General features: G+C 65.2%; 18 protein-coding genes and 1 pseudogene. 15 read left to right on the top strand and 4 right to left on the bottom strand.

Annotation, left to right across the window (positions count from 1 at the left end):
- The first annotated feature begins 2 nt into the window (after window positions 1–2).
- From E5S69_RS10705 to E5S69_RS10665, 9 genes are all read left to right on the top strand, one after another.
- Complete coding sequence (locus tag E5S69_RS10705; RefSeq protein WP_171514631.1) at window positions 3–782, top strand: enoyl-CoA hydratase/isomerase family protein; 780 nt, start codon at window positions 3–5, stop codon at window positions 780–782.
- The gene (locus E5S69_RS10700; protein WP_171514630.1) at window positions 779–2,194 is read left to right on the top strand and encodes an aldehyde dehydrogenase family protein; all 1,416 of its coding nucleotides are present in this window, start codon (window positions 779–781) and stop codon (window positions 2,192–2,194) included. The genes E5S69_RS10705 and E5S69_RS10700 overlap by 4 nt, the downstream gene beginning before the upstream one ends.
- 43 nt (window positions 2,195–2,237) lie before the next feature.
- Window positions 2,238–3,059, top strand: a complete 822-nt coding sequence (locus tag E5S69_RS10695; RefSeq protein WP_171514629.1) for an enoyl-CoA hydratase — start codon at window positions 2,238–2,240, stop codon at window positions 3,057–3,059.
- A 410-nt stretch (window positions 3,060–3,469) separates the two neighbouring features.
- A complete protein-coding gene (locus E5S69_RS10690) occupies window positions 3,470–4,465 on the top strand; it encodes a tripartite tricarboxylate transporter substrate binding protein (RefSeq protein WP_171514628.1) in 996 nt (331 codons plus the stop codon).
- A gap of 58 nt (window positions 4,466–4,523) precedes the next feature.
- Entirely contained in the window at window positions 4,524–5,318 is a 795-nt protein-coding gene (locus E5S69_RS10685) for an enoyl-CoA hydratase/isomerase family protein (protein ID WP_171514627.1), read from the top strand.
- A 4-nt stretch (window positions 5,319–5,322) separates the two neighbouring features.
- Window positions 5,323–7,425 (top strand): acetate--CoA ligase family protein, encoded by a 2,103-nt coding sequence (locus E5S69_RS10680; RefSeq protein ID WP_171514626.1) that lies wholly within the window; start codon window positions 5,323–5,325, stop codon window positions 7,423–7,425.
- A gap of 39 nt (window positions 7,426–7,464) precedes the next feature.
- A complete protein-coding gene (locus tag E5S69_RS10675) occupies window positions 7,465–8,298 on the top strand; it encodes an alpha/beta fold hydrolase (protein WP_236901273.1) in 834 nt (277 codons plus the stop codon).
- Window positions 8,299–8,310: 12 nt separating this feature from the next.
- Window positions 8,311–9,645: an MmgE/PrpD family protein gene (locus tag E5S69_RS10670; RefSeq protein WP_171514624.1), complete on the top strand. Its 1,335-nt coding sequence runs from the start codon at window positions 8,311–8,313 to the stop codon at window positions 9,643–9,645.
- Between the two features lie 72 nt (window positions 9,646–9,717).
- Complete coding sequence (locus E5S69_RS10665; RefSeq protein ID WP_171514623.1) at window positions 9,718–10,521, top strand: IclR family transcriptional regulator; 804 nt, start codon at window positions 9,718–9,720, stop codon at window positions 10,519–10,521.
- A gap of 154 nt (window positions 10,522–10,675) precedes the next feature.
- On the opposite strand, the pseudogene E5S69_RS32370 reads toward E5S69_RS10665, so the two are convergent.
- Both E5S69_RS32370 and E5S69_RS10660 read right to left on the bottom strand, forming a co-directional pair.
- Window positions 10,676–10,800 (bottom strand): annotated as a pseudogene (locus E5S69_RS32370) (MFS transporter); the annotation flags it as partial.
- A gap of 29 nt (window positions 10,801–10,829) precedes the next feature.
- Window positions 10,830–11,810: a LysR substrate-binding domain-containing protein gene (locus E5S69_RS10660; RefSeq protein WP_171514622.1), complete on the bottom strand. Its 981-nt coding sequence runs from the start codon at window positions 11,808–11,810 to the stop codon at window positions 10,830–10,832.
- A 112-nt stretch (window positions 11,811–11,922) separates the two neighbouring features.
- Here E5S69_RS10660 and E5S69_RS10655 point away from each other — a divergent pair, with 112 nt between their 5' ends.
- From E5S69_RS10655 to E5S69_RS10630, 6 genes are all read left to right on the top strand, one after another.
- The gene (locus tag E5S69_RS10655) at window positions 11,923–12,468 is read left to right on the top strand and encodes a DUF4863 family protein (protein WP_171514621.1); all 546 of its coding nucleotides are present in this window, start codon (window positions 11,923–11,925) and stop codon (window positions 12,466–12,468) included.
- Between the two features lie 3 nt (window positions 12,469–12,471).
- Complete coding sequence (locus E5S69_RS10650; protein ID WP_236901272.1) at window positions 12,472–13,182, top strand: nitroreductase; 711 nt, start codon at window positions 12,472–12,474, stop codon at window positions 13,180–13,182.
- Window positions 13,183–13,611: 429 nt separating this feature from the next.
- Window positions 13,612–14,586, top strand: a complete 975-nt coding sequence (locus E5S69_RS10645) for a Bug family tripartite tricarboxylate transporter substrate binding protein (RefSeq protein ID WP_171514620.1) — start codon at window positions 13,612–13,614, stop codon at window positions 14,584–14,586.
- Between the two features lie 86 nt (window positions 14,587–14,672).
- On the top strand, window positions 14,673–16,112 hold the full coding sequence (gene leuC, locus E5S69_RS10640; RefSeq protein WP_216621287.1) for a 3-isopropylmalate dehydratase large subunit: 1,440 nt from the start codon (window positions 14,673–14,675) through the stop codon (window positions 16,110–16,112).
- Window positions 16,112–16,750, top strand: coding sequence for a 3-isopropylmalate dehydratase small subunit (gene leuD, locus E5S69_RS10635; RefSeq protein ID WP_171514619.1), 639 nt, complete (start codon window positions 16,112–16,114; stop codon window positions 16,748–16,750). Before leuC ends, leuD begins: the two co-directional genes overlap by 1 nt.
- A gap of 97 nt (window positions 16,751–16,847) precedes the next feature.
- Window positions 16,848–17,315, top strand: a complete 468-nt coding sequence (locus E5S69_RS10630) for an Lrp/AsnC family transcriptional regulator (protein WP_171514618.1) — start codon at window positions 16,848–16,850, stop codon at window positions 17,313–17,315.
- 169 nt (window positions 17,316–17,484) lie between these two features.
- Here the strand turns inward: E5S69_RS10630 and mdeB are convergent, their stop codons facing one another.
- Both mdeB and E5S69_RS10620 read right to left on the bottom strand, forming a co-directional pair.
- Window positions 17,485–20,130 (bottom strand): alpha-ketoglutarate dehydrogenase, encoded by a 2,646-nt coding sequence (mdeB, locus tag E5S69_RS10625; RefSeq protein ID WP_171514617.1) that lies wholly within the window; start codon window positions 20,128–20,130, stop codon window positions 17,485–17,487.
- 188 nt (window positions 20,131–20,318) lie between these two features.
- On the bottom strand, window positions 20,319–22,028 hold the full coding sequence (locus E5S69_RS10620) for a CocE/NonD family hydrolase (RefSeq protein ID WP_171514814.1): 1,710 nt from the start codon (window positions 22,026–22,028) through the stop codon (window positions 20,319–20,321).
- Between the last annotated feature and the right edge of the window lie 27 nt (window positions 22,029–22,055).

The following is a 22,055-nucleotide window of genomic DNA, read 5'->3' as shown; positions in this document are numbered from 1 at the left end:
ACATGGAATCCGTACGCGTCGAACAGGATCGCGACGTCGCCATCGTCACGCTGAACCGGCCGGCACGCATGAACGCGGTCAACGACGTCCTGCGCGGCGAGCTGATCGAAGCGCTGGGCAGGCTCAATGCCGAACCATCGGTACGCGCCGTCGTGCTGACCGGTGCCGGCGAGCGGGCGTTCTGCGCCGGGCAGGACCTCGATGAGGCGGCCGCGGTGACGTGGCAGCAGCTCGTGCCCTGGCTGAACCGGCAACGGGCGATGTACCAGGCCGTGCGCGAGGTCGACAAGCCGTGCGTGGCCGCCGTGCGCGGCGTCGCGGCAGGCGCGGGCCTCCAGCTGGCGCTGTGCGCGGACTGGCGACTGACCACGGCCGACAGCCGCTGGGGACAGCCGGAGGTCAAGGCAGGCCTGGCGAGCGTCGTCGGCTCCTATCTGATGACGCTGCATGTGGGGCATACCCACAACGTGCAGATGTCGCTGTCGGGGGAACTGGTCAGTGGCCAGCGCGCCTTCGAAATCGGCCTGGTGACAGCGTTGTGCGGCGAGGCCGAACTGATGACGCAGGCGCTGGCACAGGCCAGGTTGCTCGCGGCGCTGCCGCCGACCGCCGTGCGCCTGTCAAAGCAGCGCTTTCGCGCCATGACGCAGCCGGGATTCGACGAGGCCTGTGTCGCCGGCATCCGGGCACAACTTGAATGCTATGCCGACGGCGAACCGCAGCGCGTGATGGCAGCGTTCCTCGATCAACGCAAGAAACGCGAGACAAGGGAGTCGCAGTGAAGCAGTTGACCCAACATTACATAGACGGCGTACGTCGCCCGATACGCAGCGGCGAATCGATCCACGTCTACGATTCGGCAACCGAAGCCCCCTTGGCCGAGGTCAGCCTGGGCACCACGGACGATGTGGACGAAGCCGTGGCGTCGGCGGCGCGGGCGCAGCCACACTGGCAGGCACTGAGCGCGGCCGGGCGTGCGCCATACCTGCATGCGCTGGCCGATGCGCTGGAAGGCTGCGCCGCGGAGCTTGCCCAAGAGATCTCGCGCGAAGTCGGCATGCCGCTGAAGCTGTCGCGCCGCATCCAGGTCGATGCGCCGATCGCGGCCTGGCGTGCCACGGCCGCGCTGGCCGGCACCTTCGATTTCCTGCGCACCATCGGCAATTCCCGCGTAACGCTGGCCCCGGTCGGCGTGGTCGCCGCCATCACGCCGTGGAACTACCCGTTGCACCAGATCACCGCCAAGGTGGCCCCCGCGCTGCTGGCCGGCTGCACGGTGGTGCTGAAGCCGTCCGAGCTGGCTCCCGCCGTCACGGAACGGCTGATGACCGCGTGCGCGCAGGCACAGCTGCCGCCGGGCGTGCTCAATCTCGTGCTGGGCGGCGCCGCGGTCGGCGAGGCGCTGGTCTCGCATCCCGGCATCCAGATGGTCTCGTTCACCGGCTCCACCGCGGTGGGCCGCAAGGTCGCGGCGCAGGCGGCCGGCGACATGAAGCGCGTGTCGATGGAACTGGGCGGAAAGTCGGCGGCCGTCGTGCTGCCCGGTGCTGATCTCGCCAGGGCGGTCAGGGCGACGGTGAGTTCCTGTTTCCTCAACTCGGGACAGACCTGCAGCGCCACCACCCGGCTGATCGTCGCACGCGAGGATTACCCGCGCTGCCGGCAACTGCTGGTGGAAGTCGCGGCCGCGATGACCCTCGGGGATCCCGCCGATGGCGCGACCCGCGTCGGCCCCTTGCTGTCGGCGCTGCAGCGCCAGCGCGTGCAGGCGCATATCGCCGCGGCGGAACAGGCCGGCTTCGACCGGATCGCCGGCGGTGCCGATGCGCCGGTGCCGGCTACCGGCTATTTCGTCGCGCCCACCATCTACGGCAACGTCGCACCGGACAGCCGGCTGGCGCAGGAGGAAGTCTTCGGGCCGGTGCTGGCGGTGCTGTGCTACGACAGCGTCGACGAAGCCATCGCCCTGGCCAATGGCACCCGCTACGGACTGGCCGCGACGGTGTGGGCTGCCGATGACAGCACCGGCGAAGCGATTGCCAACGCGCTGCGGGCAGGGCAGGTGGACGTCAATGGCGCCCGCTTCAACCCAGCGGCACCGTTTGGCGGCTTCGGCCTGTCCGGCGTCGGGCGCGAAGGTGGCGTCCACGGGCTGGAAGAGTTCCTGGAGCCCAGATCCGTCCAGCTGCCTTAGGCAAGACCAGTCAAGACATCAAGATATCGAAAGGAATCGCACTATGGACAGTCAGGTTACCGTTGCTCGCGCCGGAAAAAGCGAGCGCATCGCCGTGGTCACCATGAACCGGCCGGACAAGCTCAACGCGCTGACCAGGGTCATGGAGGCCCAGTTGCGCGATGCCATGGAAGCCGTCGATCGCGACGACAACGTGCGCGTGGTGGTGCTGACCGGCGCCGGCAAGGGTTTCTGCGCCGGCATGGACATCGACGAACTGGAAGTGCTGCCCCCGGGCGACATCCGCGCCGCCCAGTGGATGCGCTCGTTCGACATGAACCGGCGCGCCGACTACCAGACCCGCTATGGCTATTTCCCGGCCATGCGCAAGCCTGTGATCGCGGCAGTCAATGGCGCCGCGGCGGGCCTGGGCCTGGTGTTCGCGCTGTACAGCGACATGCGCTTCGCCAGCGCCCGGGCAGTGTTCAGCACGGCGTTCGCGCGCCGGGGGCTGATTGCCGAGCACGGCATCTCGTGGCTGCTGCCGCGCGTAGTCGGCCCCGGCCATGCGGCCGATCTGCTGTATTCGGCGCGCAAGGTGCAGGCCGACGAAGCGCTGCGGATGGGGCTGGTCGACCGCGTCGTCGATGCGGACACACTCATGGCGACGACGCTCGACTATGCCGACGACCTCGCGGAGAACGTTTCCCCCAGATCCATCCGGGTGATCAAGCGGCAACTGTGGGAGCAACCGTTCCAGTCATTGGCCGAAGCCACGCGGGTTGCCAATGCCGAGATGTTCGACAGCATCCGGAGCGAGGATTTTACAGAAGGAGTTGCCCATTTCATCGAGCGCAGGCCGGCCAGATTCTCCGGCCGTGACTGACCGTCTGTCCGGGATGTAGTGACCGAGTTCGGCCGTTTTTGCCAGCATTGCAGGCGCGGCCAGCAGGGCGCCAGATCATGGCCACACCCTCGCTATTCGGAACGTTGACGACGCACTGAAGGCGCGGCTTCGCATCGGCGAACGCCTTGGCACCCAGAAGCGCCCGATCGATGAAATCAAGGGCTTAGTGCGGTCTGGGTACTATTTTTCTCCAGGGAATGCGGTTGGCCCCGCAGAGTTTGTGCGCTCTGCGGGGCCTCTTTGCTGGCGAACCCGCCGCTAAATTCCATGCAGTGGAATTGTCCAGGTGTGGAATCGCCCGCCAGAACATAAGCTGTCTCTAACAAGGAACGCCGCCGGGCATGCAGTCTGATGGCCGCGGCGGTCCGACTCGTTCAAGGAGACAACGCATGCAGCCGTTCTATACCGCCTTCTTCCGCCGGCTTGCCAGGGCAGCCATCCCGTTGCTCATGGCCGCGGCAGCGCCCGTGCCCGCACTCGCAGCCTTTCCCGACAAGCCGATCCGCATGGTGGTGCCATTCGCCCCCGGCGGCGGCACGGACCTGGTGGCGCGGGCGATGGGCATTACCATGGGTGAGGACCTGGGCCAGCCGGTCATCGTCGACAACAAGCCTGGTGGCAGCACCATCATCGGCACCGATGCAGTGGCCAAGAGCGCGCCCGACGGCTACACGCTGGTGATGGCGACGATGGCCCACGCGGTCAACCCGAGCCTGCACAAGAAGCTGCCGTTCGATACGGAGAAGGCGTTCGCGCCCGTCATGCTGGTGGGCCGCTCTCCCAACGTGCTGGTGGTGAAACCGGACAGCCCCATCAAGACCGTGCAGGACCTGATAGCAGCCGCCAGGGCCAAGCCCGGCAAGCTCAACTACGCCTCGCAAGGCGCCGGCACTTCGGCGCACCTGGCAGGCGAGTTGTTCAAGGCGATGGCCAAGGTAGAGATGAATCATATTCCTTATCGCGGCGCCGGCCCGGCGATCACGGACCTGCTCGGCGGGCAGGTCGATGTGATGTTCGCCACGGCAGCCGCGGTTGCGCCGCACCTGGAGAGCGGCAAGCTGCGCGCGGTGGCGGTCACGACCGCGCAGCGCTCGCAGGCGCCGGCGCTGAGCAAGGTGCCGACGATCGCGGAAAGCGGCGTGCCCAATTATGTGGCAGATAGCTGGTATGGCCTGTTCGCGCCGGCGGGCACGCCGCCGGCGGTGATCACGCGGCTGAACGCCGCGGCCAGGAAGGCCGTGCACACCGAGGCGTTCCGCAAGCGCGCCGAGCAGGAGGGGCTTGCCATCAGTGGCGGCACGCCGGAGGAGTTCGGCCGCTACGTCAAGGCCGAGAGCCAGCGCTGGAGCAAGGTCATCAAGGACGCCAACATCACGGCCGACTGAGCGCGGCATCCGTACAGAACAGATCGCACTGATCGCACCCGCAGAACCGGACAGGACCATGGACAACTATTCCCTGATTGAACTGAAGATCGAAGCTGGCATCGCGCTGCTCGCCTTTAACCGCCCCGACAAGCGCAATGCCATGAGCGACGACATGCGCTCGGAATTTATCGACGCGTTGGAGCGTGTGGCGGCGGACAAGGCAATCCGCGCCCTGGTGCTCACAGGCAACGGCAAGGGCTTCTGCGCCGGCGGCGACGTGGCCGGCATGCAGCGCCGCATGGAAGCACCGCAGGGTGAGGTGGGCTTCAATGGCTGGAGCCGCCAGCAGCGGGTCCATCACACCGTCAAGCTGCTCCACACCATGCCCAAGCCCACCATCGCCGCGGTCAACGGTGCCGCGGCCGGGCTGGGTGCCGATACCGCGCTGTGCTGCGATTTCGTGCTGGCATCCGAATCGGCGTCGTTCTCCTGGTCCTATATCAACCGCGGCCTGATCCCGGACGGTGGCGGCATGTATTTCCTGCCGCGCCGCGTGGGGCTGTCGGCGGCAAAGGAACTGGTGTTCACGGGCCGCAAGGTCGAGGCGCAGGAGGCCAAGGCGCTTGGCATCGCCGACCGCCTGAGCCAGCCCGAAGCGCTGATCGGCGATGCGCTGAGCTGGGCCGCGGAACTGAGCCAGGGCTCCGCCACCGCGATCGCGCTGGGCAAGAGCATCATGAACCAGTCCTTCGAACTGCCCGCCGACCAGGTCTTTGCCCAGGGCAGCCAGGCGCAGGGCATCTGCTATACCAGCACCGAGCATCGCGAGTCCGTGCTGGCTTTCCTGAACAAGACCGCCAGCAAGGCCTGACCCCATGAATGCTATCCAACGACTTGTCACGCCACGCAGCGTTGCCGTGATCGGCGCCTCCGCCGATCCCGCGAAGACCGCCGGCCGCCCGGTCTCCTACCTGCGCAAGCATGGATTCAGCGGGGCGATCTACCCGGTCAATCCCAGGGTCGAGTCGATCGACGGGCTGCGCTGCTATCCCGACATTGCCTCGCTGCCCGAAGTGCCTGACGTCGGCATCGTGCTGCTGGGCGCCGAGCGCGCGCATCTGGCGGTGCGTGACCTGGCGGCGCGCGGCGCGGGCGCGGCCATTGTGCTGGCAAGCGGCTATACCGAGACCGGCGCCGAAGGCGCGCGGCGCCAGGCCGAACTGATCGAGGCCGCCGGCAGCATGCGCCTGCTGGGGCCCAACACCATCGGCCTGGTCAACCTGACCGACAATATCCCGCTGTCGGCAAGCGGCGCGCTGGAAATGGACCAGTTCCCGGCCGGCAGCATCGGCGTGGTGTCGCAAAGCGGCGGCATCCTCGGCGCCTTGCTGTCGCGTGCCGCGGCGCGCGGCATCGGCCTGTCCAAGCTGGTTTCGACCAGCAATGAAGTCGACCTGGACCTGGCCGACTTTATCGATTACCTGGCCGATGACGAGGCCACCCGCGTGATCGCGCTGTATGTCGAGAGCGTGCGCAACCCGGACACGTTCCGCCGTGCGGCGCTGAAAGCGGCGCAAGCCGGCAAGCCGGTGGTCGCGTTCAAGATCGGCCGTTCCGAGAGCGGGGCGCGCGCCGCCGTGTCGCATACCGGCGCGCTGGCCGGGGCCGACCGTATGTACGACGCGCTGTTCGAACAGGTCGGCGTGATGCGCGCGCAGACGTTCTCGGACCTGCTCGACATGCCCGCCGCCCTGGCTACCGGGCGCAAACTGACCGGCAACCGCGTTGCGATCCTGACCTCGACCGGCGGTGCCGGCACGCTGGTCTCCGACAGCCTGGGCGTGGCCGGCTTCGAGACGCCGGCGCCGGACGAGGCGACCGCGGCGAAGCTGCGCGCGCTGCAGCAGGGCGACCACGCGGCGCTCGACCGCAACCCGATCGATGTAACCCTGGCCGGGCTGCAGCCCGACCTGCTCCGCGCCGCGATCCGTATCCTGCTCGACAGCCCGAGCTATGATGCGGTGGCAGTGATCGTGGGCTCGTCGGGCCTGGCCATGCCAGACCTGATGGCCAATGCCATTCGCGACTGCCTGCCCGACAGCGACAAGCCGGTGATTGCGTACGTGAGCCCGCATGCGCCCGAAGTCGCGTCGCTGCTCAATCGTCGTGGCGTGCCGGCATTTTCCGCGCCGGAGGCGTGCACGGTGGCGATCGACGCGATGCTGCGCGCGGGCAAGCTCGGCGCGGTCGGCGAAGCGGGCACCCCCACGCTGCCGCTGCCCGATCTCGCCGCCTATGGCACCGGTTCGCTCGACGAAGCCGCGGCCAAGACCTTGTTCGCCGGCTTCGGCATACCGGTCGCGAAGGAGGTGGTGGTCGCCGGTGGCGGCGACGCCACGGCGGCGGCGCAAACCTTCCGCGGCAATGTCGTCCTTAAGATCCTGTCGGCCGAGATCACCCACAAGAGCGATGTCGGCGGGGTGGCCGTCAATGTCCCGCCTGCGGAAGTGGCAAGCCGGCTGGCAAGGATGGCGAGCGAAGTGCAGTCCGCCACGGGGATCGTGCCCAAGCGCTTCCTGGTGCAGGAAATGGTCAAGGGCGGCGTCGAAGTCATCCTCGGCATGCACCGCGATGCGCTCGGCACCGCGATCTTGCTCGGCATGGGCGGCGTGACCGCGGAGCTGTTCGGCGATACCACGCTGCGGCTGCTGCCTGGCGAATGCGGATTGACCCGGGGGGCCGCGCTGGAAATGATCGGGCGCCTGAAGACGGCGCCGCTGCTGCAGGGCTTCCGGGGCCGGCCGAAGGCGGATGTGGAGGCGCTGGCCGAAGCGATCGTCGCCTTCTCGCGCATGGTTGCCACGCTCGGCGAACGGCTGGTCGAGGCGGAGATCAATCCCGTGTTCGTCCTGCCCGAAGGGCAGGGCGTAGTGGCCGCCGATGGCGTGGCGGTGCTAGCCGGCAACGACACGCCCTGACGAGGCACCGGCATGTGCAGCGTGCGCGAGGATGCGTTGATGACTTCGGTCGATGGGTGCGAGGTCATCTGGCGAAGCTTTGGCGACGGCCCGGTGACCGTGCTGCTGCATGGCGGCCATGGCAATTGGCAGCACTGGGCGCGCAATATCGGGCCATTATCCCGGCATCGCCGGCTGCTGGTGCCAGACATGCCGGGCTTTGGCGATTCCGGGGCGGCGCCGCGCGCCGACCTCCCGGGATTCGTCGATGTCCTGGCACGCTCGCTGGCCGGCTTGGCGCCGGGCCTGTCGCTGGACCGTATCGACCTGGTGGGCTTTTCCTTCGGCGCGCTGGTGACGGCGCACCTTGCGACCCACGCTGGCCTTGGCGATATCGAGGTCGGTCGCCTGGCGTTGCTTGGCCCTGCCGGCCATGGCGGTCCGCGCCGCATGACGCAGGCGCTGGTCGACTGGCGCCGCTGCCAGGATCCGCATGCGCTTGCGGCGGCGATGCGCCACAATCTGGCGGCATTCATGATCGCCGACCCGGCCGCCATCGACGGCGAAGCCGTGGCCATCCACACGCGTGCCTGTCGCGCGACTCGCTTCCATAGCAAGTCGATCTCGCGCGCGGGCGGATTGCAGCAGGCGCTGGCGCGCTTTCCGGGCCCGGTATTGATGATCTGGGGCGAAGCCGATGTGACCATGTCGCCCGAGGCGATTGCCGGGATCGCCCGCGACTCGCGGGAGGCATCAGCCGACGCGCCGGAAGTCCGTGTCAGCGTGGTGCCCGGCGCCGGGCATTGGGTACAGTATGAGGCGCATCAACCAGTCAACGAACTGCTGCAGGCATGGCTGCAGAAGATCACCGACACGCCGGCGCGGTCCGGCTGAGGAGAACCCATCTTGAACGCAACCGAGACCTTTGGGCCGTTCTTCAGCGCCGTCAAGGCAGGGCCGCTGCCCGCCGAGGTGCTGCATCATGCGAAGCGCGCGCTGATCGACTGGCATGCGGCGCTGTACCCCGGCCTCGGCACCGATGCGGTCCAGCGCCTGCAGGGCGTGCTGGAAGAAGAGCTTGGCCGCGGCAACGCGACGCTGCCCATGGGGCAACGCGCCACGGCGCGCACCGCGGCCCTGCTCAACGGCGCCGCCGCCCACGCTGCCGAGATCGACGACAGCTTCCGTGATGCGATGTATCACCCCGGTGCCGCCACCATCGCCGCTGCCATTGCTGCCGCACAGGACGTGGGCGCCAGCGGCGAGACGCTGCTCAAGGGCATCGTCGTCGGCTATGAGGTGTCAACGCGCATCGGTGTCGTGCTGGGCCGGGCGCACTATCGCTTCTGGCACAGCACAGCCACCGTCGGCACCTTTGGCGCGGCGGCCGCTGCGGCGTTCATCTATGGCGCGAACGAGGCGCAGCTTGCCCACGCGCTGGCGACCGCGGCGACGTTTGCCGCTGGACTGCAGCAGGCGTTCCGCATGGACTCGATGTCCAAGCCGCTGCACGCGGGCCGCGCTGCGGAGGGTGGCTTGCTGGCCGCCCGCGCCGCCATCGCCGGTATCACTGGCTCGCTCGATGTGCTCGACGGCGAAGCCGGCATGGGGCGCGCGATGTCCGATGGACCTGCCTGGAACGGGCTGGCATCGACGCTTGGGAAGGACTTCCATATTTGCCGGCTGACCTTCAAGAACCACATTGGCTGCGGTCATACCTTTGCGGCCATCGACGGCGCGCTGGCGCTGAAGGCGAAGCTGGGCATCGAAACCGCTGAAATCCGGCGCCTGCGCGTCGCCACCTATCGTCCGGCGCTGGATATCGCCTGCTACCTCGATCCCCGCAGCGAGAACGAAGCCAGGTTCAGCCTCAAGTTCATCGTCGCCGCCGCCCTGGTGCATGGCAGCGTACGCTTGTCGGCCTACACGCCGGAACGGCTGTGGGATGGCGAGACGCGCCGGCTGATGGACTGCATGACGGTCGAGGTCGACCCTGAAATCGACGGCTGGTTTCCTGGCAAGCGCGCGGCGCGGGTCGAGATCGAAACCCGCGATGGTGCCATGGCACACTACCTGCAGCCGAATCGCAAGGGGGATCCGGAAGACCCGCTGAGCGACGCAGACCTCGAGGGCAAGCTGATGGAACTGGCCTCGCCGGTGATCGGGGCCGATGGCGCGCGCCGGCTGGCACGGAAGATCTGGCACGTCGAGGCCGAGCCCGTGGTCAAGCTCTTTGGGTGAGCGATGGCGCCCCGGCCCCGGCGAGGTAAAGTGACTTCCATAACGGGTACTGGTGCGGAGTGATTACCTGTCATGCCGAACAGCATCGTCAGCAACGAACGGATCAAACCAGGCCAGGGCAAGGCGACGCCCAACCGCTCGCTTGAACGTGGCGTTGCGGTACTGCGCGCCTTCCGCGCCGGCTCGTCCATGCTGGGCAACAGCGAGATTGCCGAGCGAACCGGCCTGTCCCGCTCCACGGTCAGCCGCCTGACGCAGTCGCTGGTCGGGACCGGCATGCTCGAGTACATCCCGCAGTGCCGGGCCTACCGCCTGGGGATACCGGTCCTCAGCATGGCGCATGCCATGCGCGACAGTTCGCAGGTTCTCAAGGTGGCGGCGCCGATGATGGTCGAGGTTGCCATGCGGCACAAGATCAATGTCGGCTTGGCGGTGGCCGAGGGAGACGAGATGGTGTACCTGGAGTCGTTCCGCTACAACCGCCGCCAGTCGCTGCGTACGGTGGTCAGCGGGCAGCGCATTCCGATGGCGCTGACCTCCCTCGGCCGCGCCCATCTCGCAACGCTTGCCGCAGAGGCCTTCAGCGCGATGATGAGCGAGATGGCCGACAAATACCGCGGCCGAGGCTGGGGCGAACTGCGACGGCAAATCGGCGCCGCGGTCGCTTCCGTGCACGAGAAGGGCTACTGCGTGGCGTCATGGCAACCTCAGGTCGTGGCCATGGCCACGCCAATGGGCTTTGACGGATATCGCGTCCATGTCTTGAACATCAGCGTATCGACGCCGCAGGACGCCGCTGCAGTCGAGGCCGCGCTGGCCCAGCCACTGATGAAGCTGGCCGCCGCGATAAAGGCGCGCATGGCTCGCGCAGAGTAGGGCGCGGAATATGCGCCTGCCGGGGAAAGCCTGATCCGGAAACGACCAGGGGTTGCGGGCCCATGAAGCGTGTTCTGGAACCGATGGCGCATGCCGGCGCCAGCTAGCTGGCGATGCCGCCGTGTGTGCCGGACCCGATCATGACGGAGGTCCGCATCGTCATGGGGGCGGACAGCTTCGCGTACAGCAATACCATGCGACGGCGCTGGCCTGGAAAATCAGGAAGGTGGGCTTGCGGCCGATCCGGTCGGCGAGATGGCCGAAGATGACAACGCCGATCTTGCCGCAACGGGGGGCGCATGCCCTGACTACCCAAGCGCCTCTTCAGCGGCCAGGGCCGTCTTGGCAATCATCTCTCGCAGCCAGACGTGACCGACGTCGTGGTCGTCGCGACGATGCCAAACCGCGCGCATGGTTTCACTTCCCGCTTGATATGGCGGGGGCCGGCGAATCAGGTCGCCGCTTTTTGCCAGCGCCAGGGCCAGGGATGCGGGCACAATGGACAGCATGTCCGTATCGCGAAGCAGCGCCGGAATGGCAAGCGCGTGCGGGACCGTGACTCTCAACCGCGGAACCTGCTTCGATTCAAGCAGCGCCGTCTCCAGCGCGCGCCGGTCGAACATCTCCGACTGGCGCGCGAGTCCGCGCTCGATGATAAAACCGCCCACCGCGCCTTCCTCTTCGCCGCCAACGGACAAGGTGACCAGCGGATACTTCGCCAGATCGCGCAGTGTGAGCTTCCGGCGCGAAGCAGGATGTCCCTTGCCCATCAAGATGGATTCCCCCTGGGACATCAGCGTTCGCGAGTTCAGGCGGGCTGGCACCTGGGCAAAAATGCCGAGGGCAAGATCGATGCGTCCCAGGTCGATCTGCTCGGCCAGATCCAGCCGCGTGGATGGCCGGATGACAAGGTCGACGCCCGGAGCCGCCTTTTGCAGCGCGCGGGACAACGGCGCAATGATCACCTCAGTGACGTGATCGTTCGCTGCGAGGACGAAGCGCCGTCTCGATGCATCGGGGGAAAACGGCTTCACGCCCAGGGCGTCCTCGATGCGGCGCAGCGAGTCCAGCAGGATCGGCGCCATCGCCGTGGCGCGCCCGGTCGGCACCATGCCCTTTCCCATGCGCATGAACAGCTCGTCGCCAACCAGCTCGCGCAGCCTTCGCAGCGCGTGGCTGACGGCCGATTGCGTGAGATTGAGACGTTTGCCCGCCAGTATCAGATTGCGATCCTCGTAGACAGCCTCGAATACCTTCAACAGGTTCAGGTCCATGCGGCCGATGCTCATGATGTCGCTCCGTCAGCTGAATGCCATTCATTATGAAGTTGTAAAGACATCAATTCCATTCAATTCTTGCTTGGCGCATGATGAGTTCAAACCTTGTGACAGGAAGCGAACCATGACCGAAGGCCTCATCAAAGATCGAGAAGCGCTGATCGAGCGCTGCATACCCTTCCTCGAGGAAGTGAAGGACCTGACCGCCGGCACCGCGGTCGAGCGCTGGCTGAACCACACCTACGGGCCTGGCAGTGAACTCTACGAAACCCTGTCGGGCCTGATCAGAAAGGGGGTGGAGGAGGGCTGGGCGGCAAACGTCCAGATCGACGGCCCGACTTACCGCCGCAGCCGCATCGCGGCGCCTTCCGAACGCACGCTTCACTTCAGCATCACTGCTGTGTACATGGATAGCACCGGCAATCGGCAAGGGCACCCTGACCATCGATTCAGGGGGCAATACCACGGCCATCCTTATGGGGAGTTCAACATGGTCGTGCCGCTGGCTCCCGGCGCCGCCCTGAACGGGCCCAATGGCTGGTGTTCCGGAGGCTGGACCGCCCCGGGGCCAGGAAGCCATCACTATCCGGAAGCAAAAGGCGGCGCCGTTATCGCGCTGTTCTTCCTGCCGTCAGGCCGGATTTCCTACCACGATGTCCCGCAGGAGTAGCCCATGGTGCAGGCAACAATGGAAGGGTCCCAGGAGGCGGTGGCGAGATGCGTCGCCACGGTCATCCGCTCCCGGCGGTCGGTTCGTGCCTTCAAGCCTGAGCCGTTGCGCCGGGAACTCGTGGAAGAGATCCTGGGAGACGCAGCCACCGCCCCGAGCGGGGCCAATATCCAGCCCTGGCGAGTGTATGTGGTCAGCGGCGCGGTCAAGGATGAATTGGCAAACGCCCTGGTCGCTGCCTGCCGCGCCGGCACCGCATCACCACCCGCACACTTTCCTGAGCCGTTGCCGGACGTGTTTCGCGCGAGACTGAGTGATTTCGGCGCGCGTTACTACGGCTCGCTCGGGATCGATCGCGACGACACCGCGGCGCGCATGCACCAGACCGAGCAGAACTTCTCGTTCTTCGGCGCGCCGGTGGGTCTCATCATCAGTATCGACCGCAGACTGAAGCCGCACAGCTGGGTCGACATCGGCCTTTTTGCACAGAACCTGATGATCGCCGCGAAAGCGCGCGGCATCGAAACCTGCCCGCAGGTTTCCTTTGCGCCGTTCCATGACCTGATCGCTGCGCACCTGCAAATGCCGTCGGAGGAAGTCACCGCCTTCGGTATATCGATGGGATATGGAGACCCGCAGGCCCGGGTCAATCAAACAAGGATGCCGCGGGAGCGGGTGCAGGACTTCGCGCGGCTTTTCGGTTTTCCGGCCTGAGACTTACGTGAGCGTCCATATCGGGTCTTGAGCGGATTCCGGCCAAAGAGCGTGGTCCGAGCACAGGTCTCGGCCGTGAGTCTAACGGCCATTGGTGCCAGCATTTAGTGCTGAAGCACGGAATTGTCCGGTTTTGAATCGGCAGCACATTCTGCGTTGCAGCCGATAGAGTCATCCCTCATCAACGCGACCCAGCACCCGCTCTCCTCAATGTCCCGCACCGCCTGGATGATCCTGCGGCGCGGGCCCTTCATCGCCGCGGCTTGAAACGGCGCATGCACTGCGAGAGAAAAAAGAGGTCCGGATCCCATCGCGCCACAAAGCACCAGACCGCCAGCGGGCCCGACCTGACACGCCGCTTGGGGGCGGCGACCTCAAAACACGCAACCCGGTGTCCATGCGGCACCTGAAAACCCACGGAGACAACCAATGAAACTTCGACGACGCCTGCTCGTCATTGCGCCGGCAGCCATGGTCTGCGCGCTCGCAACGGCACAGCCGGCACCCGCCTATCCGAACAAACCGGTCAGGATTGTGGTCCCGTTCGCGCCCGGTGGCACGACCGACGTGCTGGCTCGCATTTTGGCCCAGCGCATGACGCTTGCCTGGGGCCAGCCTGTCATCGTGGAGAACAAGCCAGGGGTCGGTGGGACGATCGGCGCGAGTATGGTTGCCAAATCACCCGCCGATGGTTACACGCTGCTGCTGGGTACGGTGCATCACACCATCGCACAGGCTGTTTACAAGAACCTGTCTTATCACTTCGGGCGCGACTTCGCGCCAGTGAGCGTGATCGCAATGGTGCCGAACGTCGTGGTCGTCAACACCGCCGTGCCCGCGAAGACCATCGAGGAGTTCGTTGCGCTGGCCAGGTCGCAACCCGGCAAGCTCAACTACGGCACGGCAGGCGCGGGAACGGCGCATCACCTGATTGGCGAGATGTTCAAGCTGCGAGCGGGTGTCGATTTCGTGCACGTGCCATACAAGGGCAGCGGGCCCGCCGTCACCGATCTGATGGGCGGGCAGGTGCAGGTTATGTTCGACACCGTGACCTCGGCGCTGCCCCACCTGAAGGCCAGGAATACGCGGGCGCTGGCGGTGACAACGGCGAAGCGCTCGTCTGCCTTGCCCGATGTGCCCACACTTGCGGAAACCGTGCTGCCGGGCTTCGACGTGGGCACGTGGTTCGGCATCGTCGCGCCGCGGGGGACACCCGCGCCGGTCGTGGAGAAAATCCATGACGTGATCGACCGCATGGTGAAGACCCCCGAAGTTCGCCGGCAACTGCTCGAGATAGGAGCCGAGCCGATCGGCAGCACCCCCATGCAGATGAGCGCGCAAATCAAGGCGGAGTTAAGTGCCTATGAGGCGCTGGCAAAGCAAAGCAAGGTCGTCGTCGAGTGAGAAATCATGGGTGAACACGAAAACCTTGGCCGCAGCGGCCTGCCTCCCACGATTGCCTTTGCCAACCTCCAACCCACGACCACAGCATGAGCAAGCCAACCGAAATTGAGGCCCGTACGCTTTACGAAAAGCTCTGGCAAAGCCATCTGGTCGACACCAATGACGACGGTGAGGCACTGCTGTACGTCGATCGGCAACTGGTTTATGAGGTGACCAGTCCTCAGGCCTTCGAAGGGCTTCGCCTGAACCACCGCAAACCGTGGCGAGCGGAAACCGTCCTCGCCACCGTGGATCACAATGTCCCGACGACGCGAGCCGAGCGGACCAGCATAGACAGCATCGCGGATCCGTTGTCACGGCGGCAGATCCGGCAGCTCGACGTCAACTGCCGCGAGTTCGGCATCACGGCATTCGACATCGGCGATTCGCGTCAAGGCATTATCCATGTGGTCGGACCCGAGCAGGGGGCAACGCTGCCCGGCATGACGGTGGTCGCGGGAGATTCGCATACGAGCACGCATGGGGCATTCGCCGCGATGGCGTTCGGGGTGGGCACATCCGAAGTCGAGCATGTGCTCGCCACCCAATGCCTGGCCATGCGCGCGATGCGAACCATGCTCGTTCAGGTGGACGGATCGCTGCCTCTAGGCGTGACCGCGAAGGACCTGGTCCTAGCCATCATTGGCCGCATCGGAACGGCAGGAGGCACCGGCTTTGCCATTGAGTTTGCGGGTAGCACGATCCGGTCGCTTTCGATGGAAGGGCGCATGACGTTGTGCAACATGGCGATCGAAGCTGGTGCGCGCATCGGCCTGATCGGCGTTGACGAGACAACCATCGAGTATCTGCGCGATCGACCCTATGGTCCGCGAAAGCATCAATGGGACGCGGCTGTCGCCTACTGGCGTACGTTGGTGAGCGACGCGGGAGCCATTTTCGATCACACCGTCGAGATCGATGCAGGCGAGCTGCGACCGATGATCACCTGGGGAACCTCTCCGGAAATGGTGGTGACCGCGGATGCGTGCGTGCCCGACCCGGCCCTGGAGGCCGACCCGGTCAAGCGAACCGGCATGGAGCGAGCGCTTGCGTACATGGGGTTGAAGCCGGGCACCGCCGTGCGCGATATCCGGATCGACACGGTGTTCATCGGATCCTGTACAAATTCGCGTATCGAAGACCTGCGTGCGGCCGCCGCGGTCGTGGCCGGCAGGCGGGTTGCCGCTTCGGTCCAGCGCGCCCTCGTGGTTCCGGGATCTGGGCTGGTCAAGGCGCAGGCCGAGGCCGAGGGGCTGGACCGCGTGTTCATTGCCGCCGGCTTCGAATGGCGCGAGCCGGGTTGTTCGATGTGTCTCGCCATGAACGATGACCGGCTTGGCGCCGGCGAGCGATGCGCTTCGACATCGAACCGGAACTTTGAAGGCAGGCAAGGCGCAGGTGGGCGCAGTCACCTCGTCAGCCCGGCCATGGCGGCCGCCGCGGCGCTTGCCGGGCACTTTGTCGATATTTCACGGGAGGAAATCTGATGGAACGGTTCATATGCATCAAGGCGGTCGTCGTGCCGCTCGATCGTGCCAACGTGGACACGGATGCCATCATTCCGAAACAGTTCATGAAGTCCATTTCGCGGACCGGCTTCGGCGACAACCTGTTTGATGAATGGCGCTACCTCGACCGTGGCATGCTTGGTCAGGATGCCTCGAAGCGGCCCAGGAATCCCGATTTTCCTCTCAATCAAGCTTGCTATGAGGGAGCGCAGATACTGCTGGCCAGGGAGAATTTCGGCTGTGGCTCCAGTCGCGAGCACGCGCCCTGGGCGCTGCATGACTTCGGCATCCGGGTCGTGATCGCGCCGAGCTTCGCCGACATTTTCTACGGCAACTGCTTCAAGAACGGCATCTTGCCGATTGTTCTGCCTGCGGATATCGTGGATGCGCTGTTCGCACTCGTGGCGGAGCGTCCGGGCACCGAGTTCCAGGTTGACCTGGTGTCCCAGACCGTCACCCCGCATCGCGGCGAGGCGATCGCGTTCGACCTGGCTGCGGGCCGGAAGCTGCGGCTGCTTCATGGGCTGGATGACATTGCCCTGACGCTGCAGCGCTCGGAAACCATCCGGTCTTACGAGACCAGACGCAAGCTGAGCGAACCCTGGCTCTTCGCGTGAGTTAACCGGTGGCGAGGCAGTAGCAGAGGGGGGCGGGGCCAAGGCTTCTTACCCGGGCCCGCCTCCGGCTTCGCCAAGATACCAATGCCTCAAAGCTATGAAACTGGACGCCATTGATCTACGCATCCTGGACGAACTACAGAAAGACGGCGCGCTTTCCAATGTCGAACTGGCGCGCCGGGTGCATCTGTCGCCATCGCCGTGCCTCGCCCGTGTCAAGGCGCTGGAGGCCGCCGGCGTGATCGAGCGCTATGTGGCTCTGGTCAATGCGCAGGCACTGCACCTGGGCCTGAATGTGTTCATTTCCATCAGCCTGACAACGCAGTCCAAGGCGTCGCTCGCCGAGTTCGAGCGGCGTATCGCCGAGCATGACGAAGTCATGGAGTGCTATCTGATGACCGGCGACAGCGACTACCTGATCCGGGTCGCCGTGGTGGACATCCCGGCGCTCGAGAAATTCATACTCGAGCAGCTCACGCCGATATCCGGCATCGAAAAGATCCGCTCCAGCTTTGCGCTGAAGCAGGTGCGCTACAAGACTGCGCTGCCGCTTCCTTCGCACTAAAGATTGATGTGTGGCGCGGTGACGGCGATCGGGAATCGAAGGCTTCCCGGGCCGAAGCGCCACCCGATCTGAAATCGCTGCCGAACGTATCCTGAATCGGTATCGATAACCGCCTGCTCTGCAGGCAGCCAGCCTCGCCGTTCTTCCGAACGGCGAGGCTTTCTTCTTGTTACGCTGCCTTTGCCAACCCCAGTGCATAACGGGCCGCATGGGCAATCGACGTTGCGTCAACGCCAAAGAACGCGCGCAACGCACCGCGCGTATCACTACGGCCGAAACCGTCCGTTCCCAGCGTGATATACCGCCGGTCGCTAGGCAGATAGGGGCGGATGCTTTCCGGAACGGCTCGCACATAGTCGGTCGCGGCGATGATGGGCCCGGCGCTGCGCTCCAGTTGCTGCGTGACAAATGGCTTGCCTGCGACGTCCGGCGCGCCACCCAGTTCCTGGCGTTCCCAATGGGCACCGTCTCGCGCAAGCTCGCTCCAGCTCGTTACGCTGTAAATGGTCGCGTGAATTCCCTCTGCGGCCAGGGCCTGGGCGGCCTTGATGACTTCCGTGAGGATCGCCCCCGAGCCCATCAGTGTCACGCGATGGGCCGGCTCGACCGGGCGTGCCGAGGCGGGACATTCCCAACCCTCGAACTGATAGCAGCCGCGCAGAATCTGCGCATCGACACCAGAAGACAGGCTTGGCTGAGCGTAGTTCTCGTTCATCAGCGTGATGTAGTAGAAGACGTCACGCTGCTCGATCATCATCTCCCGAATGCCGGCGTCGACGATAACGGCCATCTCAGCGGCAAAAGCCGGGTCGTAGGCCTTGCAGTTGGGAATGGTCGCTGCGACGAGGTGGCTGGTGCCGTCCTGGTGCTGGAGCCCTTCACCGCCCAATGTGGTCCGGCCGGACGTGGCGCCAAGCAGAAAGCCGCGTGCCCGCTGGTCGGCGGCTGCCCAGATGGCATCGCCCACGCGCTGGAAGCCGAACATCGAGTAATAGATGTAGAAGGGCAACATGGCCAGCCCATGAACACTGTAGCTGGTGGCCGCGGCGGTCCAGGATGCAATCGCGCCCGCTTCACTGATCCCTTCTTCAAGGATCTGCCCGTTGCGCGCTTCCCGATAGGCCAGCACCGAGCCGATATCTTCTGGCGCGTAGCGCTGGCCCACGCTGCTATAGATGCCGACCTGCTTGAACAGGTTGGCCATGCCGAAGGTGCGCGCTTCATCCGCGACAATCGGCACAATCCTCGGCCCGAGTTCCTTGTCCTTCAGCAGGCTGCCCAACAGCCGGACGAATGCCATCGTGGTGCTCATCACCTTGCCATCGGCGGCGATGGCGAAGTTGCCGTAGGAGGCCAATTCGGGCTTGCCGACGACCGCGCATTCCACATTGCGCTTCGGCAGTGGCCCGCCCAGGGCCTCGCGGCGCGCACGCAGGTAGCGCATCTCTTCGCTGTCTTCGGCCGGCTTCAGGAACTGCAGGGAAGTCGCCTGCGCATCGGTGAGAGGCAGGTTGAAGCGATTGCGGAACTCGAGCAACTGGGCGTCATCCAGCTTTTTTTGCGAATGGGTGGTCATTTTGCCCTGGCCTGCCGATCCCATGCCATAACCCTTCTTGGTATGTGCGAGGATCACGGTGGGCTGGCCCCGGTGCTCGGCCGCATGCGCGTAGGCCGCGTGGATCTTGATCAGGTCATGGCCACCCCGCTTGAGGCGGTCGATCTGTTCATCCGTCATGCCCTGGGCCAGCAGCGCGAGTTCGGGGTTTTGGCCGAAGAAGTGTTCACGGTTGTAGCGGCCATCCTTGGCGGCAAAGGTCTGCATTTGCCCGTCGACCGTCTGCCCCAGCGTGCGCGCCAATGCCCCGCCGGCATCCCGGGCAAAGAGGCCGTCCCAGTCGCTGCCCCAGACCAGCTTGATGACGTTCCAGCCGGCGCCAGCGAACAGCTTCTCAAGCTCGTCGATAATCCGGCCGTTGCCGCGCACCGGGCCGTCCAGCCGCTGCAAGTTGCAGTTGACTACCCAGACGAGGTTATCGAGGCTTTCACGTGCCGCCAGGGTCAGGGCGCTCATGGATTCCGGCTCGTCCATCTCGCCGTCGCCAAAGACGCCCCACACCTTCCGGCCGCCGCACTCAAGCAGGTCGCGGTGGTCGAGGTATCGCATGAAGCGGGCGTGATAGATCGAACTGATGGGACCAATGCCCATCGAGCCCGTCGGAAACTGCCAGAAGTCCGGCATCAGCCAGGGGTGCGGATAACTGGAAAGGCCGCGGGCGCCCTGTTGCGGAGCGGTAATCTCCTGGCGATAGTGCGCCAGGTCGCGCTCCGACAGGCGATCCTCGAGATATGCACGCGCATAAACACCCGGTGCGCTATGGGGCTGGAAGAAAACCAGGTCGTCCGCGCGGAAAAAGTGATTAAAGCCGGCCTCGAAAAGATCCGCCGCGCTGGCATAGCTGGCAATATGCCCGCCCAGTTCGCCATAGGCCTGGTTGGCACGGACCACCATCGCGAGCGCATTCCACCGCATGATGGAAGCGAGGCGTTCTTCAATTGCCAGATCTCCGGGGAAGGGAGGCTGTTCCGCCACGGGAATCGTGTTCAGGTACGGGGTCGACAGTTCCGGCCGCCATCCGATCCGTTGCGCTCGCGCAAGCTCACATAGCCGGTCCAGCATGAAGCGCGCGCGCTCCGCGCCGCAGGCCTGGACCAGGCCGACAAAGGCATCGCGCCATTCTGAGGTTTCAAGGGGGTCCGGGTCGGGCTGCTGCGCAGCGACCAGTCCAAGGAGGTGCGGTGAGGTCGGTGTGTTCATGCAAGGATTCTAGGATGGGCTGTACAGAATTTCGTCCCATAGTTCACCGCCAAATCCTTCGTTCCCAGCATGATCTTTTGCAACGAGGCCGCTCGCCGGCACGGTATGGATCCTGCCACCATTCCCGAAGGCCTCGGCGACCATCCGCGGCCGCCTTGACGCTGTGACCGCAAACTCTTGATGCCGGTTCAGTCCGCCGGAATGACGGGCAGCAGGATGTGCGATGCAAACTTGCCGCCGCAATGAAGGGACGTCACGCCACCGAAGCGTGACGCGCTGCGATCGACCGGATGGTCGTGCAACAGCACCGAGGAGCCGCGCACGTCCTTGCCATATAGCTGCGGATATGGCCCTGGCAGGTCATGCTGGAAATCCGAACTGCCTACGGTAAGGACAAGCCGGTACCCTTGCGGAAAGACCAAGCAGGTTGGCCAGATTTCGACCTGGACCTCGTACACTTCGCCGGGTTCAAGCGGCTGCAGCTCGTCATGCGTGTGCACGGGCTGGTATGGCTTTGAGGCCAGCGGGTCGAGCTTGCGATGGGATGCTCTCAGCCAGCCTTGTGCAATCGGAGCGTGGGGCTCGACCGCACCCAGGACCAGATGTTCCTTGCCGTCTGGTGCGAACGCTCGCACGGTCACGAAAAGATCGGCGTCCCTGGCGGTCGTGGATATATAGAGTGTGGCGGCCAGCGGGCCGGTCACCTCGGTATCGTGTGCGAAAGGCAAGGTACTGAAGCTGACCTTCCCTTTGAGGCCATCGAAGGCATGCAGCGACGCGGTCGGCGGTGGTTCCACATGCAAGGCCAGAACATCCGCATTCAGGTACATCCGCGTCCATGAGGTCCTGGCAAGCGGCCATTCGTACTCCGCGCGCTCGACGAAGCCGTCGATGTGGCGGACCTGCAGCCGGATCGGCGGTTCGCGGTCCCATCCGTTGTCCTCGCCCTTGAGGAAGTGGTCGAAGAAGCGGCGCTGGAGCGCGACACCGTAGTCCGTGTAGAACTCGGTCCAGTGTTCCAGTCCATGCATCTCGAGCCACTTTTGCTTTGACCCCGCGCGCAGATAGCCTTCGATGTTTCCGCGCAGGTGCAGGCCCTGGCCACCCCAGTTTCCGCATGAGAGCACTGGCACCTCGATCGCCGGCAAGTTCGCGCGCCGGCCGTCGAAGTATTCCGCGGTAATGAGTTCCGCACCGACCTGCAGCGCATCGATGTCGACGCGGTTCGCCATCAGTGCTTCATCGCTCAGTTCATCGGGACCCGAGACCGGTACATCATTGTTCGGGTTCACATGCCCACGGCTTCCCAGGCCATGCTGCACGCTGGTGACCTGCCGCGGGTACCATTCGGTCAGGAAGGTGCATAGCATGCCGCCGTGCCGGCAGGCATCGCGGTAGAAATCGGTGAAGCCTTCGAACGGGCAGATGGCGGCCAGGTGTGGCGGACGCTTGCCCGCCACGATCCATTGGGAAGCGGCGTAGTAAGAGACGCCGGCCAGGCCGATCTTGCCGTTGCTCCATGGCTGCCTGGCTGCCCATTCGATGCAGTCGTGGAAGTCCTGCGCCTCGCGCGCGGAGAAGGGATCGATAACGCCGGGCGATCGGCCGGCGCCGCGCGAATCCACGCGGATGCAGATATAGCCCAGCGGCACCCAGCGCTCGGGATCGGCGGTCTCCCAATTGGCATACTTGCCGCTGCTGCCGTGCAGGATTTCCGGGTGCTTCGCGGTCAGCGCCTGCCACTGCGCGGGAAACCCCACCTGGAAGGGAAGCCCCTTGGCATAGGGGCCATACGACATCAGCACCGGGTAGCGCCCCTGTGCCTGCGGGCGGAATATGTCGGCGCGAACCACCAGCCCGTCGTCCATGGGAATTTCCACGTCCCAATCAATCTGCATGTCTGTCTCCAGTTTTGTCAGTGCAAG

Source organism: Cupriavidus necator (assembly GCF_013141915.1).
GTDB classification, from domain to species: Bacteria; Pseudomonadota; Gammaproteobacteria; order Burkholderiales; family Burkholderiaceae; genus Cupriavidus; species Cupriavidus necator_B.
This window is presented reverse-complemented; position numbering and strand designations above follow the sequence as displayed.

Excerpts from the sequence above, each read along its gene's own strand:
- leuD (WP_171514619.1), top strand. The coding sequence starts at position 16,112 with ATGGAACGGTTCATATGCATCAAGGCGGTCGTCGTGCCGCTCGATCGT.
- E5S69_RS10645 (WP_171514620.1), top strand. The coding sequence starts at position 13,612 with ATGAAACTTCGACGACGCCTGCTCGTCATTGCGCCGGCAGCCATGGTC.
- E5S69_RS10620 (WP_171514814.1), bottom strand. The coding sequence starts at position 22,028 with ATGCAGATTGATTGGGACGTGGAAATTCCCATGGACGACGGGCTGGTG.
- E5S69_RS10665 (WP_171514623.1), top strand. The coding sequence starts at position 9,718 with ATGCCGAACAGCATCGTCAGCAACGAACGGATCAAACCAGGCCAGGGC.
- E5S69_RS10680 (WP_171514626.1), top strand. The coding sequence starts at position 5,323 with ATGAATGCTATCCAACGACTTGTCACGCCACGCAGCGTTGCCGTGATC.
- E5S69_RS10630 (WP_171514618.1), top strand. The coding sequence starts at position 16,848 with ATGAAACTGGACGCCATTGATCTACGCATCCTGGACGAACTACAGAAA.
- E5S69_RS10695 (WP_171514629.1), top strand. The coding sequence starts at position 2,238 with ATGGACAGTCAGGTTACCGTTGCTCGCGCCGGAAAAAGCGAGCGCATC.
- E5S69_RS10675 (WP_236901273.1), top strand. The coding sequence starts at position 7,465 with ATGACTTCGGTCGATGGGTGCGAGGTCATCTGGCGAAGCTTTGGCGAC.
- E5S69_RS10655 (WP_171514621.1), top strand. The coding sequence starts at position 11,923 with ATGACCGAAGGCCTCATCAAAGATCGAGAAGCGCTGATCGAGCGCTGC.
- leuC (WP_216621287.1), top strand. The coding sequence starts at position 14,673 with ATGAGCAAGCCAACCGAAATTGAGGCCCGTACGCTTTACGAAAAGCTC.
- mdeB (WP_171514617.1), bottom strand. The coding sequence starts at position 20,130 with ATGAACACACCGACCTCACCGCACCTCCTTGGACTGGTCGCTGCGCAG.
- E5S69_RS10685 (WP_171514627.1), top strand. The coding sequence starts at position 4,524 with ATGGACAACTATTCCCTGATTGAACTGAAGATCGAAGCTGGCATCGCG.
- E5S69_RS10650 (WP_236901272.1), top strand. The coding sequence starts at position 12,472 with ATGGTGCAGGCAACAATGGAAGGGTCCCAGGAGGCGGTGGCGAGATGC.
- E5S69_RS10705 (WP_171514631.1), top strand. The coding sequence starts at position 3 with ATGGAATCCGTACGCGTCGAACAGGATCGCGACGTCGCCATCGTCACG.
- E5S69_RS10690 (WP_171514628.1), top strand. The coding sequence starts at position 3,470 with ATGCAGCCGTTCTATACCGCCTTCTTCCGCCGGCTTGCCAGGGCAGCC.
- E5S69_RS10660 (WP_171514622.1), bottom strand. The coding sequence starts at position 11,810 with ATGAGCATCGGCCGCATGGACCTGAACCTGTTGAAGGTATTCGAGGCT.